The 12963-nt window shown below is 34.4% G+C and carries 15 protein-coding genes, 1 pseudogene and 3 other annotated features; of the genes and pseudogenes, 12 read left to right on the top strand and 4 right to left on the bottom strand.

Annotated features, from left to right (window positions below; all coding sequences use genetic code 11):
* Window positions 1-14: 14 nt before the first annotated feature.
* The 6 genes and pseudogenes from MVE64_RS25610 to MVE64_RS25585 all read left to right on the top strand — a co-directional run bounded on the left by MVE64_RS25610 (window position 15) and on the right by MVE64_RS25585 (window position 6901).
* Window positions 15-413, top strand: a complete 399-nt coding sequence (locus MVE64_RS25610; RefSeq protein WP_247342379.1) for an NUDIX domain-containing protein — start codon at window positions 15-17, stop codon at window positions 411-413.
* An 11-nt stretch (window positions 414-424) separates the two neighbouring features.
* Window positions 425-910, top strand: a complete 486-nt coding sequence (gene dfr, locus MVE64_RS25605; protein ID WP_247342376.1) for a DfrD/DfrG/DfrK family trimethoprim-resistant dihydrofolate reductase — start codon at window positions 425-427, stop codon at window positions 908-910.
* Window positions 911-1114: 204 nt separating this feature from the next.
* Window positions 1115-1335, top strand: a binding site (T-box leader).
* Between the two features lie 35 nt (window positions 1336-1370).
* Window positions 1371-1592, top strand: a binding site (T-box leader).
* A gap of 33 nt (window positions 1593-1625) precedes the next feature.
* Window positions 1626-1850 (top strand) — a binding site (T-box leader).
* A 47-nt stretch (window positions 1851-1897) separates the two neighbouring features.
* Window positions 1898-3817 (top strand): annotated as a pseudogene (thrS, locus tag MVE64_RS25600) (threonine--tRNA ligase).
* A gap of 234 nt (window positions 3818-4051) precedes the next feature.
* Window positions 4052-4585, top strand: coding sequence for a DinB family protein (locus MVE64_RS25595; RefSeq protein ID WP_247342374.1), 534 nt, complete (start codon window positions 4052-4054; stop codon window positions 4583-4585).
* Window positions 4586-4797: 212 nt separating this feature from the next.
* Complete coding sequence (locus MVE64_RS25590; protein ID WP_247342371.1) at window positions 4798-5784, top strand: DnaJ domain-containing protein; 987 nt, start codon at window positions 4798-4800, stop codon at window positions 5782-5784.
* Between the two features lie 163 nt (window positions 5785-5947).
* Window positions 5948-6901: a ribose-phosphate diphosphokinase gene (locus MVE64_RS25585; protein ID WP_247342368.1), complete on the top strand. Its 954-nt coding sequence runs from the start codon at window positions 5948-5950 to the stop codon at window positions 6899-6901.
* 146 nt (window positions 6902-7047) lie between these two features.
* Here the strand turns inward: MVE64_RS25585 and MVE64_RS25580 are convergent, their stop codons facing one another.
* On the bottom strand, window positions 7048-7173 hold the full coding sequence (locus MVE64_RS25580) for an anti-repressor SinI family protein (RefSeq protein WP_247342365.1): 126 nt from the start codon (window positions 7171-7173) through the stop codon (window positions 7048-7050).
* A gap of 134 nt (window positions 7174-7307) precedes the next feature.
* Window positions 7308-7829: a TetR/AcrR family transcriptional regulator gene (locus MVE64_RS25575; protein WP_247342362.1), complete on the bottom strand. Its 522-nt coding sequence runs from the start codon at window positions 7827-7829 to the stop codon at window positions 7308-7310.
* A 253-nt stretch (window positions 7830-8082) separates the two neighbouring features.
* On the opposite strand from MVE64_RS25575, the gene MVE64_RS25570 reads away from it, so the two are divergent.
* The 4 genes from MVE64_RS25570 (at window position 8083) to MVE64_RS25560 (ending at window position 9762) form a co-directional block, all read left to right on the top strand.
* A complete protein-coding gene (locus MVE64_RS25570; protein ID WP_121661749.1) occupies window positions 8083-8442 on the top strand; it encodes a VOC family protein in 360 nt (119 codons plus the stop codon).
* Window positions 8443-8467: 25 nt separating this feature from the next.
* Window positions 8468-8857 carry a VOC family protein gene (locus MVE64_RS25565; protein WP_247342360.1) on the top strand — a complete coding sequence of 130 codons (390 nt, stop codon included), beginning with the start codon at window positions 8468-8470 and terminating at the stop codon, window positions 8855-8857.
* Between the two features lie 67 nt (window positions 8858-8924).
* A complete protein-coding gene (locus MVE64_RS28230) occupies window positions 8925-9170 on the top strand; it encodes a histidine phosphatase family protein (RefSeq protein WP_425594021.1) in 246 nt (81 codons plus the stop codon).
* A 421-nt stretch (window positions 9171-9591) separates the two neighbouring features.
* Complete coding sequence (locus tag MVE64_RS25560) at window positions 9592-9762, top strand: hypothetical protein (protein ID WP_231309554.1); 171 nt, start codon at window positions 9592-9594, stop codon at window positions 9760-9762.
* 3 nt (window positions 9763-9765) lie between these two features.
* Here MVE64_RS25560 and xerS read toward each other — a convergent pair whose 3' ends face one another.
* On the bottom strand, window positions 9766-10848 hold the full coding sequence (xerS, locus tag MVE64_RS25555) for a tyrosine recombinase XerS (RefSeq protein WP_247342357.1): 1083 nt from the start codon (window positions 10846-10848) through the stop codon (window positions 9766-9768).
* 199 nt (window positions 10849-11047) lie between these two features.
* Here xerS and MVE64_RS25550 point away from each other — a divergent pair, with 199 nt between their 5' ends.
* Entirely contained in the window at window positions 11048-11263 is a 216-nt protein-coding gene (locus MVE64_RS25550; RefSeq protein WP_212134892.1) for a hypothetical protein, read from the top strand.
* Window positions 11264-11362: 99 nt separating this feature from the next.
* On the opposite strand, the gene fdhA is transcribed toward MVE64_RS25550, so the two are convergent.
* The gene (fdhA, locus tag MVE64_RS25545) at window positions 11363-12580 is read right to left on the bottom strand and encodes a formaldehyde dehydrogenase, glutathione-independent (protein ID WP_247342354.1); all 1218 of its coding nucleotides are present in this window, start codon (window positions 12578-12580) and stop codon (window positions 11363-11365) included.
* Between the two features lie 245 nt (window positions 12581-12825).
* Between fdhA and MVE64_RS27660 the strand changes: the two genes are divergently transcribed.
* The gene (locus tag MVE64_RS27660; protein WP_281730426.1) at window positions 12826-12960 is read left to right on the top strand and encodes a hypothetical protein; all 135 of its coding nucleotides are present in this window, start codon (window positions 12826-12828) and stop codon (window positions 12958-12960) included.
* Window positions 12961-12963: the final 3 nt, after the last annotated feature.

Here is a 12963-nt window from a genome sequence, read left to right as displayed (position 1 = left end):
AAGAGGTGAAAACAATGAATAGAAAAAGATCATGTGCAGCTATTATAAAGGATGATCACATTTTAATGGTTAAAGAGGTTTATCCGGATAAAACGTTTTGGACATTACCTGGTGGTGGAGTAGAAGAAGGGGAAACGTATGAAGAAGCGGTCATTCGTGAGGTAAAGGAAGAAGTAAATTTGGATGTGGAAATAGAGACATGTTTATTTGTTGGTGCCTATAGTCACGGAGAGGAAAGATGTTACTTAGTTCGTACAGTAAATGATCGTATACCTTCTCTTGGTTTTGATCCCGAAGCTGGTAAGAAACAAACACTCTCTGAGGTTAAATGGCACTCCCTAGAGGATATGAAGGAAGACTTACAAGTTTCCAAAGTTATCAAGTCATTACATGTGAAATACGAAATAAAATAGGAGGGTTTGCTTTGAAAGTTTCTTTAATCGTTGCGATGGATCAGAATAGAGTCATTGGCTATAAAAATGACATTCCATGGAGAATTCCACGAGACTGGGAATATGTAAAAAATGTAACAAAAGGGCATGCGATTATATTAGGCAGAAAAAACTTTGAGTCAATTGGCAGAGCTTTACCTCATAGAAGAAATATTATCTTAACTAGAGACAAAGACTTTTCTTTTGAAGGCTGTGAGATTGTTCATTCCATAGAAGAGGTTTTTGAATTATGTAAACAAGAAAACGAAGTGTTTATTTTTGGCGGAGAACAGATTTATAAATTGTTTTTACCGTATGTTGAGAATATGTATATCACTAAAATCCATCATTCCTTTGAAGGTGATACATTTTTTCCGGAAGTAAATGAAAAGGATTGGAAGGAAGTATCTGTTGAAAAAGGGATAAAAAATGACCAAAACCCGTATACTTATTATTTTCAGGTGTATGAGAGAATATAGAAAATGCCCTCCAATAGGAAGGGCATTTTTTATAAAAGAGATATAAAATCTCGAAAGGTAACACTAATGTCTTGTTCTTATTATATTTCAAAACACTTTGTCGAACAATGTCGAAAATATGGTAATTATAAAATTTAAATTAAGTTATTGCATTTCTTTCCATATTATTGTAATATCAAAATCAATCAAATACGAATCTTACTTTTAAACGCAATGATAAGGACATGAGTTACTTTAAACGGTTTCCAGAGAGGGAAGATATGCTGAGAGCTTCCTAACGCAGTAAAGTAGTTTACCACCTTTGAGCTGTATTGGGGAAAAGAGTATCCAATGCCGTATATGCTACGTTACAGCACCAAAGCCATAAGTTTGTTACTTGTGGGAAATTGGGTGGAACCACGGGTTATAACACACTCGTCCCTTGTATAGGGATGAGTGTGTTTTTTATTTTCCACAAAAATACAATGCTATGAAAAGGACATGAATGATGTTTACGGTTTTCAGAGAGGGGAGATATGCTGCGACTCCCTAACTTAGGAAGATCATTTACCACCTTTGAGCTATATCAGGGAACATAAGTATCTGATATCGTCTAGGCTACGTTACAGCTCCAAAGCCATAAGTGTTTTTTCTTATGGGAAATTGGGTGGAACCACGGGTCGCTAACGCACTCGTCCCTTATCTAGGGATGAGTGCGTTTTTTTATTTTACAAAAGAAAAAGCAGTGACGAGGACATGAATGATTTTTACGGTTTCCAGAGAGGGAAGGAAATGCTGTGACCTTCCTAACTTAGGAAAATCATTTACCACCTCTGAGCTATATCAGGGAAAAGTAGTATCTGATATCGTCCATGCTACGTTACAGCACCAAAGCCATAAGTGTTTATACTTATGGGAAATTGGGTGGAACCACGGGTTATTAAGCACACTCGTCCCTTATCTAGGGATGAGTGTGCTTTTTATTATAGTAAAGGAGTGTTTTGTTAAATGAATGTAGTAAAAATTGAATTACCGGATGGGAAAATAAAAGAATGTCAAAAAGGGATCTCAGTTAGTATGCTGGCTGAATCAATTAGTTAAGTTTGAAAAAGAATGCGGTAGCAGGGAAAGTGAATGGTCATTTGGTTGATCTCAGCTACAAGCTAGAACAAGATGCAAAGGTTTCTATTGTAACTCTTGATTCTGAAGAAGGTTTACAAATTCTAAGGCACTCAACTTAGTACCCATGTATTAGCTCAAGCGGTGAAAAGAATTTATGGTGATGTAAAATTAGGAATTGGACCAGTAATTGAAGATGGTTTTTATTATGATATGAAACTATCTGATCATAGCTTTACTTCACATGATTTGGAAAAAATCGAAAAAGAGATGGAAAACATCATAAAAGAAAACTTAGAGATTAAACGAATTGAAGTACTTTATGATGAAGCGGAAAAGTTTTTTTCAGAAAAAGGTGAGAGCTACAAATTAGAGATTTTAAAAGATATTCCGAAAAATGAAAAGCTGTCACTATACCAACAAGGTGAATTCATTGATCTTTGTCGAGGGCCACATCTTCCATCAACTGGTTTTATAAAAGCATTTAAGTTAACTCGTGTATCCGGTGCTTACTGGAGAGGTGATAGCGAAAATGATGTGCTTCAGCGAGTTTATGGTGTGGCTTTTAAAAAGAAAAATGACTTAAAAGATTATCTGTATTACTTAGAAGAAGCAGCAAAACGTGATCATCGAAAGCTAGGAAAACAACTAGAGCTGTTTATGTTCTCAGAGGAAGCTCCTGGAATGCCGTTTTATTTAAAAAATGGCCAGATAATTAGAAATGAACTTGAAAGGTTTTCGCGTGAACTTCAGAATGAAGCCTACTATGACGAAGTTCGTACTCCTTTTATGATGAATCAACAATTATGGGAGAAATCAGGTCACTGGGATCATTATCATGAAAATATGTATTTTTCGGAGGTGGATTCAACTAAATTTGCCTTAAAACCAATGAATTGCCCTGGTCATATGCTTATTTTCAAGAATAATCTATACTCCTATCGAGATTTGCCGATTCGAATGGCTGAATTTGGTCAAGTTCATCGCCATGAATACAGCGGTGCATTAAATGGACTTCTTCGGGTTCGTACATTTTGTCAGGATGATGCACATCTTTTTGTTCGTGAAGATCAGATTCAGGATGAAATTAAGCAGGTGTTTCAATTAATTGATAAAGTTTATCGTACTTTTGGATTTGAGTATTCTGTTGAGCTTTCTACTAGACCAGAAGATTCTTTAGGAGATGATATGCTTTGGGAACTTTCCGAGGAGGCTTTAAAAAATGTGCTTCAAGATTTGGAGGTCGATTATCATCTTAGCGAGGGTGATGGCGCATTTTACGGACCTAAAATTGATTTTCATATTAAAGATGCTTTAAAAAGAAGTCATCAATGCGCAACAATTCAACTAGATTTTCAGATGCCGGAAAAGTTTGATCTTTCTTATATTAATCAAAACAACGAAAAAGTGCGTCCTGTTGTGATACATCGTGCTATATTCGGCTCAATCGACCGCTTCTTAGGGATATTAATTGAACATTTTGCAGGTGCATTCCCGCTATGGCTCTCACCAACACAAGTAGAAATCATTCCGGTATCACATGTTCACATGGATTATTGCTTACAAATTCAAGCGGAGCTGAAGAAAGCGGGGATCCGAGTAAAAATTGATTACAGCAATGAAAAACTTGGGTACAAAATCAGGGAAGCTCAGATGAAAAAAACTCCATATATGCTTGTCTTAGGAGATCAAGAAGTGGAAAATGGAACAGTGAATGTTCGAAAATATGGAGATCATCAGTCAGAACGTATATCTATTAACGATTTTAAAGAGGAAATGGTAAGGAAAATTAGTGGACGTTGTTTATGAGGATAAGGTGAGCAGGCACAACATTTCGTTGTGCCTAGTTACATTTATTAGGAGTTTCCGCAAATATATTTGCCAATTTTGCGATTTTAATTGATTTGATCTATATATTTGCTAGTTTTAAACTTTTATTTGATGTTTTCAACGAAATATTAGTTTTCGACAAAACTTCCAAAAGAAGGAATCCGCTATATTTCATCGAATATGAACTACATACAGATGAAAGGATGAGATGATATGATCAATAAACCAACTATAGATGAATATAACACGTACTTTTCAAAATACGTAGACTTAGTCCCTGAGGGTGACATTTTCGAAACATTACAACAACAAAATAACGAAACAATCAACTTACTTAAGAATCTTTCCGAAACACAAGGGTTATATAAATACGCACCTAACAAATGGAGTATAAAGGAAGTGATTGGGCATCTCTCAGATACTGAACGTATTTTAAGTTTTACGCTTCTTTGTATCGCGAGAGGGGAAGCAATGTCTCTTCATATCTATGATAAAGATGCCTACATTAAAAACGCTGACTTTAATAGACAATCTGTTAAAGAGTTACTAGAGGATTTTTCTGTTGTTCGTCAAAGCACTTTACAATTTATCAAAACACTAACCTCTGAGGATTTAGAAAGAAAAGGTACCGCACTAGGTTCTGAGGTAACAGCACGGGCACTTGTTTTTATTTTAGCAGGACATGAGCTACATCATTTTAAGATTTTAAAGGAAGCTTATATTGGGGCAGAGGATTTTCCATTATAAAATATTTTGTTGATTCGTTTAATTTTTTTATCATAACCGATATATAAGGTAGAAAATGTTTATTTATACAGAATAATCCTTTAAAAGACACATGCTGAAAAAGGAATGTGTCTTTTTTTATTATCCTAAAAATAGGAATATCTCATCATTGTTGCACATACCAAATTAAGGTAAAGTGGGGTATTATTAGTCCAGATGTTAGGGTGATTTCGATGGATGATTTTATAGATTATTATCGAGTTTTAGATATAAAGAGGAAGGCTACGAAAGAGGAAATTAAAACGGCTTACCGAAAACAGGCGAAAAAGTACCATCCGGATGCTGGTGGGAGCCATGTGCAGTTTCTACTTATAAAACAGGCATATGATACTCTTTATCATGATGTAAAAAGAATGAACTATGATTCTCTATACGATGCACATATGAATAGAGCGTATACTAATTATTCATCAATGGCTGGTGTTCAAGGGGAGGAGAGTAGATCTAATAGAAATCAACAACAATATGACCGAAATTTTCATAACGAGCGGCCTCGTGACAAAAATAGAAAGAAAAAAACGACTACTGGTTCTGATTCTACCTATTTAATTGTATCCATCCTCATAAATATCTTGTTAGCATTTACTTTACTTGCTAAACCCTATTATGATAATCAAAAAACTAAAGATGTGAGTCAAGAAGAATATAATCAATTAAAATATCGTCAATCCTTGTTGGAAGGACAATACGCTGAATTACAAAAAGAATATTATGACCAGGTATCTTACATAGAAGAACTAGAAAAGAAAGCAGGTATAACAAAGGAAACGTTAGAAAATACCGAGCAAAGGAAAGAAAGTCCTCATGCTGACTATTTCACACTAGGATCAACGAAGGAAACAGTAAGAGATATAATGGGTCCACCTGATACTCTGAAAGACAATCAATGGAGTTACCATTTTTCAACTGTTACATTTCAAGATAACAAAGTAGTAGGTTGGAATAATTTTAGCAATAATCTTCTCATTTATATGAAAAAGACTGAAGCTACTACAAACTCATTCACAGTAGGTAGTTCCATACAGGAAGTTATTAATGCTATGGGAACACCTGATTCAATTACAGGAGAAGAGTGGTTGTATAAATACTCAACGATCAGGTTTAATGAGGGTAAAGTAACGGAGTGGAATGATGTTAGCAGTGTTCTTAAAATAGAGTAACTAGCTTGTTTCAATAGGACATGATGAAAAGCAAAGATTTTCTAATCAAATTCTCTGCTTTTTTTAATAAATAATTATTAACGTTAGGTAAATTTAGTGTAAAATAGTTAATTGGAAACTAACTTAAAATTTAAGAATGGCTATTGGAGGTTTACTCATTAACATGTCTAATCACTATGAAGATCCTAATTTGAAAATCTTTTCACTAAACTCTGATCCTTCTCTATCAAAAAGAATTAGTGATATCCTTGGAGTCGAATTAGGTAAGTGTTCTGTTACTCGCTTTAGTGACGGAGAAATCCAGATAAATATTGAAGAAAGTATCCGTGGTTGTGATGTTTATATCATTCAATCAATCAGTGATCCAGTTAACGAACATTTAATGGAGCTGCTTATTATGGTAGATGCGCTTAAGCGTGCTTCAGCCAAAACGATCAATTTGGTTATTCCTTACTATGGATATGCAAGACAAGATCGTAAAGCGAGAGCAAGGGAGCCGATTACTGCAAAGCTTGTTGCAAACCTTCTTGAAACAGCTGGTTCAACACGTGTAATCGCTCTAGACTTACATGCACCACAAATTCAAGGATTCTTTGACATTCCTATTGACCACCTTTTAGGAGTTCCTATCCTTGCTCAGTATTTCCAAGATAAGAATTTAGAGGATCTTGTGATCGTTTCACCAGATCACGGTGGCGTAACACGTGCTCGTAAATTGGCAGATCGTCTAAAGGCTCCTATTGCCATTATTGATAAAAGACGTCCTAGACCTAATGTTGTAGAAGTGATGAATATTGTTGGGAACATCGAAGGAAAAACTGCGATTCTTATCGACGATATTATTGACACAGCTGGAACTATTACGTTAGCTGCAAACGCCCTGACAGAAAATGGCGCAAAAGAAGTGTATGCATGTTGTACACATCCAGTTTTATCAGGACCGGCAATCGAACGTATTCAAAATTCAAACATCAAAGAACTCGTTATAACAGATTCAATCACACTTCCAGAATCCAAAAGAATAGACAAAATCGTTGAACTCTCTGTTGCTCCTCTAATCGGTGAAGCGATTAAACGAATTCACGAGAAACAATCAGTAGACGAGTTAGTGCAGTAGACTGTAGTGTTCGGGGGGTGCCTGTCACTCCCCGAATTTTCTTGTTTCACAAAAAAGTTACACAATAAAAAAAACGATGCAGAATTTGTACATCGCGTTAGTTACAATAGGTATGGAAATTTATTATAAGTTACATTTCTTGATGATTACTGCTTTAACTTTAAAAAATCACGAATCTCTTCTGTACTAAGACCCATTTCTCTTGCTTTGGAAATGAGTTCAACCCACTCTTGATCTAACTCTTCCTTTTTCGTTTCTTCATAAACCTTCATTATGATCAACTCCAGTTAATAATGATCAGAAAGGTAAGTACAGAACCTTTCAAAAAGCAATAATTTTTTACACCTTAAGGCCATTTAAATATAAAGCAACAATTTCTTTAGCTAGCTGAACAGGTTCTTTCTGATCAGTAAATAAATAGGTAAGTAAGACGTTCAATAGATCCTACCAAACTTTCACTTACTGTTTTCATATCAATATCTCTTCTGAAATAACCATCTCTTTGTTCGGATAATAGATTTTCTGTTATTTGTTCAACGAGTTGTTTTTTTATTAACTCTGCTTCTGATGAATAATAAAGCCCAATTTTTGTTAAGTTTGGATGATCATAAAAAAATTGTAGTATAGCAGATAAACCTATTGCGATTCTGTCAGGCAATAAAGTGGGATCTAAACCCGTTTCAAGCCTGCTTTCTTTTGTTAGTTCTGAAAGCTTATGACGAAATGTTTGAATTAACTCTGAAAAAATGGCCTCCTTACTATCAAAATATAAATAAAAAGTAGGTTGAGTAACTCCTGCCTTTTTCACAATTGTACTTACCTTTGTATCATAGTATCCATATGTAGCAAATTCCTCTGCAGCTATCAAAACCAGGTTTGCTCTGCTTTCTGCACCATTTGATCCTTCCTTACGACCTTTTTTACCCATGATGTAAAAAACCTCAAATTCTGTTTAGAATTATATTACTCATAAGTATTATCTTATGGAACGAATTACCTAGTCAAGAAATTTTTGGAGATTCAGTTATTTTAAACTGTAATAAAAAGGAAAAAAGGGAAATAAAGAGAATATAATACATGAACTTGGTGAGATGCAGTTAAGTAAGGTAAGAGGGGGTGCTCAGAACTTTTCAAGCAAGTTCCTGAAGTACTCTTTTCAACTATATAGGGGAGTGATTTTTTTGAGTATCATCTTAAATAAAGTTGGGGCCATTTTTATACCAGTAAGTGATATTAAAAAAGCTCGAGAGTGGTATTGCTCACTATTGAATTTAGAGCCTACATATGAGATTTTATTAGATCATCTTTGCTGCATACCAATGGACAATAATGGATTAAATATTGTACTAGATAGTAAGATCTATACAAAGGACTCTTACGCAAGAACACCAATGTTTCATTTTAATACTGATGATATTCATCAAGCCTATCAGTTTATGCAAGAAAAAGGAGTTGAAATTGTGACAAACATTGAGCATGGGCATTCTTTTAATATAAAAGATCCTGATGGGAATATGCTTATGATTTGTAAAATTTCATAAAAGTGACGGAGAGGAGCTAGGAGAAATGGTTGTTAACTATTTAGGAGCCGTATTTTTAAGAGTAAGTAATTTAGATCAATCAATTACATTCTATTCTGATGTTTTAGGCTTAAAACTGCGAGATGTTGAACAGTGGGAGAATGGAAGGGAAGCAAATTACATGATTAGTGAACATTCTCCCTTGTTAACGTTAATTGAAACGACTGAGACGATTACTCCTCATAAGAACCCAACCTTTAATTTGAATTGTGATCATGTTGAAGATCTCTATTCGAAATTAAAAGAAAAAGAAATTAAGGTGGGGGAATTGAATCATTGGTCCTCTGGCACAAATGTACATATCGATTTTGATGTATATGATCCAGATGGTCATGCCATCAATCTTATAGAATGGCATGTAATAGAAAATGAATAGAGCACAAGTGTTGTAAAAAGGGAGGGGGATATAGTGAAAATCGGTATGATTCGTCATTGTATAACAGATTGCAATAAAGAAGTGGGGAAGGAAAGAGGGACTTAGTTTTAGACATGAAGAGCATAATAGTGTAATTCTTAGGTGCAATGCACTTTTTGATGAAATAATCAAAAAATACCGAAATGAAAAGGTATTAATCATCAGCCATGATGCTTTTATTAAGAAGATATTGAAGGAACTTGTACCAGATCTAAATGAGAAAACTTTACAAAATACACCATTAACTTCACTAATATTGTTAGAAAATACGTGAAAATGTGATCTGTTTAATTGTATAAAACACAGAAAACTAGCTGATGCATAATTTATTTAATTATTTTATCAATTTTTTCTGTCTCATTTACTTAAGTAATCTTAGTTTTTGAGACAAAATTTATGATTTCATTTAACTTCTCATAATACATATTATGTAAACTAGAATAAAAAAAGATATATATATCTAATTGCTAATACCTTCTCTTATCTCTCTTTGATTTAACCAACACCTTGTGCTACCATTATCACTTATCAAATAATCTTCATTCACTGGCTATTTTTGTATTTAAAATGCATTCATTTCGACCTGTTTTCTAAGAAAAAATGATTAAATATTAATTTCTATGTTGAAAAATTGAAATATCCATTCCTTTTTATGAGATAATACTACTATCGCATCCAAAGAAAGTTGGTATACAATGAAAAATAATAACAAATTTAAGATCAACGAAAAAGTATTTCTTAAAGCAAAAAAGGAAGTTGTAACAATTACTAATTGTAGTTATGTTGCTAACATGAAAAGATACTCTTATACATTAAAAGAGTATCCGAATACGTTTTATTTTGAAGAAGAAATGGAATCTCTTTAACGTTTACTGTTCTTTCGGCATATCCATACGATCTACAGCACTTTTTAAATCATCATTTCTTATATGTGTGTAGATCATGGTCGTTTGAATAGAGGAATGGCCTAATTGTCTTCTAAGTTTAGGTACGTCATTAATCTCAGAATGATACCTCGTAGCAAATGAATGTCTTAACTTATGAACCGATAGGGATGGCTTTCCAAACGCTGCAGCATATTTTTCAATAAGTTTTTCTATTGAACGTGCTGTCAGGCGTCTGGATTTGCCTTTTGGTCCCATTGCTGCTGCTACAAATAAAGCCTTGTTGCTTTTCTCCACAAGGTACCTAGTTTCTCTTATTTTAAGATACTCCTGAAGATCATCCATCGCAATTTTACTAAAGTATACATATTGTTCTTTATTTCCTTTACGAATTACGCGTGCAGAAAACTTAGTAAAATCAATGTCTTCTAAATCAAGGTTTACGACCTCAGAAAGACGTAATCCTGAACCTAATATAAGGGAGACAATCGCGGTATCACGCTCTTGGTTTAATCGATAAAAGTTAAAAAGCTTCTTGTTTTCTTTACAAACCTCACCATAGTCATGAGCGATAAAACGACGAAACTTTTCATACTCATCACCAATAAGGATTTTTCCCTCCATTTTGTTCGCAATCGTTTCCATACTATCTTTAAGCTCATTAAACTCAATTTTCGCCATAACATTTCGCTGAATATAAGGTTTTAAATCACGTGTTTCAGCGATGTTTTGTAAATAATTAAAAAGGGACTTTAATGCGGATAATTTTCGATTTACCGTAATTTCTTTGTTATGTAGTTCGTATTGCAAAACATATAAAAAGCCTTCAACCTGTTGTACAGTTAACGTTTCAAGTAAATCCAAAGGTATATCCTTAAGATCACCATTATAAAGTTGCTCTGAAATAATCCAATTAAAGAAAATTTTATAATCATGACAGTAATTCAGTAATGATGCAGCTGAAAGCTTTCTGCGTTTATGATCGATGTATTCTTCAACATACCACGGTAATTCTTTCAGTAAAGATTGCAGCTTACGATAATGTTGCTGTTGTGATTCTGTAGCCATAAAAATTCACCTCAAAGCCCAAAGTTCTATACCTCTATTTTAATTTATATCGATTATTACGTCAAATTTATATTTTACGTAATAATATAATTTGTATTAAAATGGTCTAAATAAAAGGTTTTTTTAATATGTATCTATACTACACATTAGTTCCTTCCTTCTTCTATCTTATTTCGAAATTCGAAAGGAGAAATTATTTATGCCAGTTGTACAGTTTGTAGAAAATAATACCGTTGTGTTAACTCAGCTCTTAGAAAAACCTCCATCTGAAAACGAAAATATAAAAATTAAAGGCCGTAAAGGTAAAGTTTCTACTATTAAAATTACTGACGATAACGTTGTGTATGTTTATGTCATTTTTGATAAAGTGGTCAAAAATAACCCAGCAAATGATCCTAAGAAGAAAAAACGATAATGATTACTCTTATATGATTCATTAAAAAAGGCGGAAACAACCTTTGTTGTTCTCCGCCTTTTTCATAAAGGTTTCTTTTTCCTTATCATTAAGTATTAATTAGTTCTTCACAAGTCCATGTGGATCAATCACATATTTTCTTGCAGCACCTTTGTCAAATTCCTGATAACCTCTTGAAACTTCATCTAGTGAAATAACAGTGGCGTTAACTGCTTTAGCAATTTGGGCTCTACCACTTAATATTGCTGTCATTAATTCTCTATGATATTGCATGACAGGTGTTTGACCTGTAACAAACGTATGTGCCTTCGCCCATCCTAGTCCAAGTCGTACCTTTAATGTACCGATTTTTGCATCCTCATCAATTGCGCCTGGGTCTCCTGTTACATATAATCCCGAAATACCAAGCCTCCCTCCTGCACGTGTAACAGTCATAATTGAGTTTAAAACAGTTGCAGGTGCTTCACCAGCATTTGCTCCATGAGCTGAGGCTTCAAAGCCAACACAATCCACCGCACAATCTACTTCTGGTGTACCTAAGATTTGCTCAATTTGTTCGCCTAAGTCTGGATGTTCACGTAGGTTTACTGTTTCACATCCGAAGCTTCTTGCTTGAGCGAGTCTCTCACCATTTAAATCTCCAACAATCACTACTGCTGCACCTAGTAATTGTGCAGAATGCGCTGCTGCAAGACCAACTGGACCAGCACCAGCGATATAAACAGTTGAGCCTGGCTTCACTCCTGCACTTACTGCCCCGTGATAGCCTGTTGGAAATATATCTGATAGCATGGTTAAATCTTTAATTTTTTCCATAGCTTGGTCTTTATCAGGGAACTTTAAAAGTTGGAAATCAGCGTAAGGTACCATCACATATTCTGATTGACCTCCGACCCATCCACCCATATCAACATATCCGTATGCTGAGCCTGGACGATCAGGGTTTACATTTTCACATATATGAGTGTCGCGTTCCTTACAGCTACGACAACGACCACAAGCGATGTTAAATGGAACCGATACAAGATCTCCTTTTTTAATAAACTCAACATCACTTCCTACTTCAATGACTTCCCCTGTGATTTCATGTCCAAGAATTAACCCCGAAGGAGCAGTCGTTCTCCCTCTCACCATATGCTGATCACTACCACAAATGTTTGTTGTGACAACCTTTAAAATAACACCATGGTTACACTTTCGACCAACATTCAATGGATTTACACCAGGGCCATCTCTTAATACTAAGTCAGGATATCCTATGTCCTGGACCTCTACTTTTCCAGGCCCCATATATGCTACCGCTCTGTTTCCCTTCATCTTTCACTCATCCCCTTTTTTCTTTCATTTCTTACAATTATCTATTTGCAATTTCTATGCCAACACAAAAGGCTAGTATTTATTTCTTTAAAAATGATATGTTTGAAAACGTGTTCAAAAAGTGCACAAATTGTGTCCTAATTTAAGACAATCTAAAACTAAGATTTTCCTGATTATTGAAAAAATAGTATAATAGAATCAAAGAACAATTTGCCTTAACGTGTAGAGGAGGTAATAATCATAAAATGTTTACGGAGATATTATATGATCAAAAAGATGTGATTAATCAATCTTGGAAACGTTGTCAAGAAATTGGTCTTTCTCAAACAGATCCTATTGAAAACTCAATTTTAACCGGTAAAGCCTGCGTAAAATTATAAAGG

The sequence above is a fragment of the Metabacillus endolithicus genome (assembly GCF_023078335.1).
GTDB lineage: Bacteria > Bacillota > Bacilli > Bacillales > Bacillaceae > Metabacillus > Metabacillus endolithicus.
The sequence above is the reverse complement of the archived record's forward strand: the minus strand, read 5'-3'. Positions and strand labels throughout refer to the sequence as shown.

Bases quoted from the DNA above. Each gene is read 5' to 3' on its own strand.
- MVE64_RS25610 (WP_247342379.1), top strand. From the start codon at position 15: ATGAATAGAAAAAGATCATGTGCAGCTATTATAAAGGATGATCACATT.
- MVE64_RS25595 (WP_247342374.1), top strand. From the start codon at position 4,052: ATGATCAATAAACCAACTATAGATGAATATAACACGTACTTTTCAAAA.
- MVE64_RS25590 (WP_247342371.1), top strand. From the start codon at position 4,798: ATGGATGATTTTATAGATTATTATCGAGTTTTAGATATAAAGAGGAAG.
- MVE64_RS25585 (WP_247342368.1), top strand. From the start codon at position 5,948: ATGTCTAATCACTATGAAGATCCTAATTTGAAAATCTTTTCACTAAAC.
- MVE64_RS25580 (WP_247342365.1), bottom strand. From the start codon at position 7,173: ATGAAGGTTTATGAAGAAACGAAAAAGGAAGAGTTAGATCAAGAGTGG.
- MVE64_RS25575 (WP_247342362.1), bottom strand. From the start codon at position 7,829: ATGGGTAAAAAAGGTCGTAAGGAAGGATCAAATGGTGCAGAAAGCAGA.
- MVE64_RS25565 (WP_247342360.1), top strand. From the start codon at position 8,468: ATGGTTGTTAACTATTTAGGAGCCGTATTTTTAAGAGTAAGTAATTTA.
- MVE64_RS25560 (WP_231309554.1), top strand. From the start codon at position 9,592: ATGAAAAATAATAACAAATTTAAGATCAACGAAAAAGTATTTCTTAAA.
- xerS (WP_247342357.1), bottom strand. From the start codon at position 10,848: ATGGCTACAGAATCACAACAGCAACATTATCGTAAGCTGCAATCTTTA.
- MVE64_RS25550 (WP_212134892.1), top strand. From the start codon at position 11,048: ATGCCAGTTGTACAGTTTGTAGAAAATAATACCGTTGTGTTAACTCAG.
- fdhA (WP_247342354.1), bottom strand. From the start codon at position 12,580: ATGAAGGGAAACAGAGCGGTAGCATATATGGGGCCTGGAAAAGTAGAG.
- MVE64_RS27660 (WP_281730426.1), top strand. From the start codon at position 12,826: ATGTTTACGGAGATATTATATGATCAAAAAGATGTGATTAATCAATCT.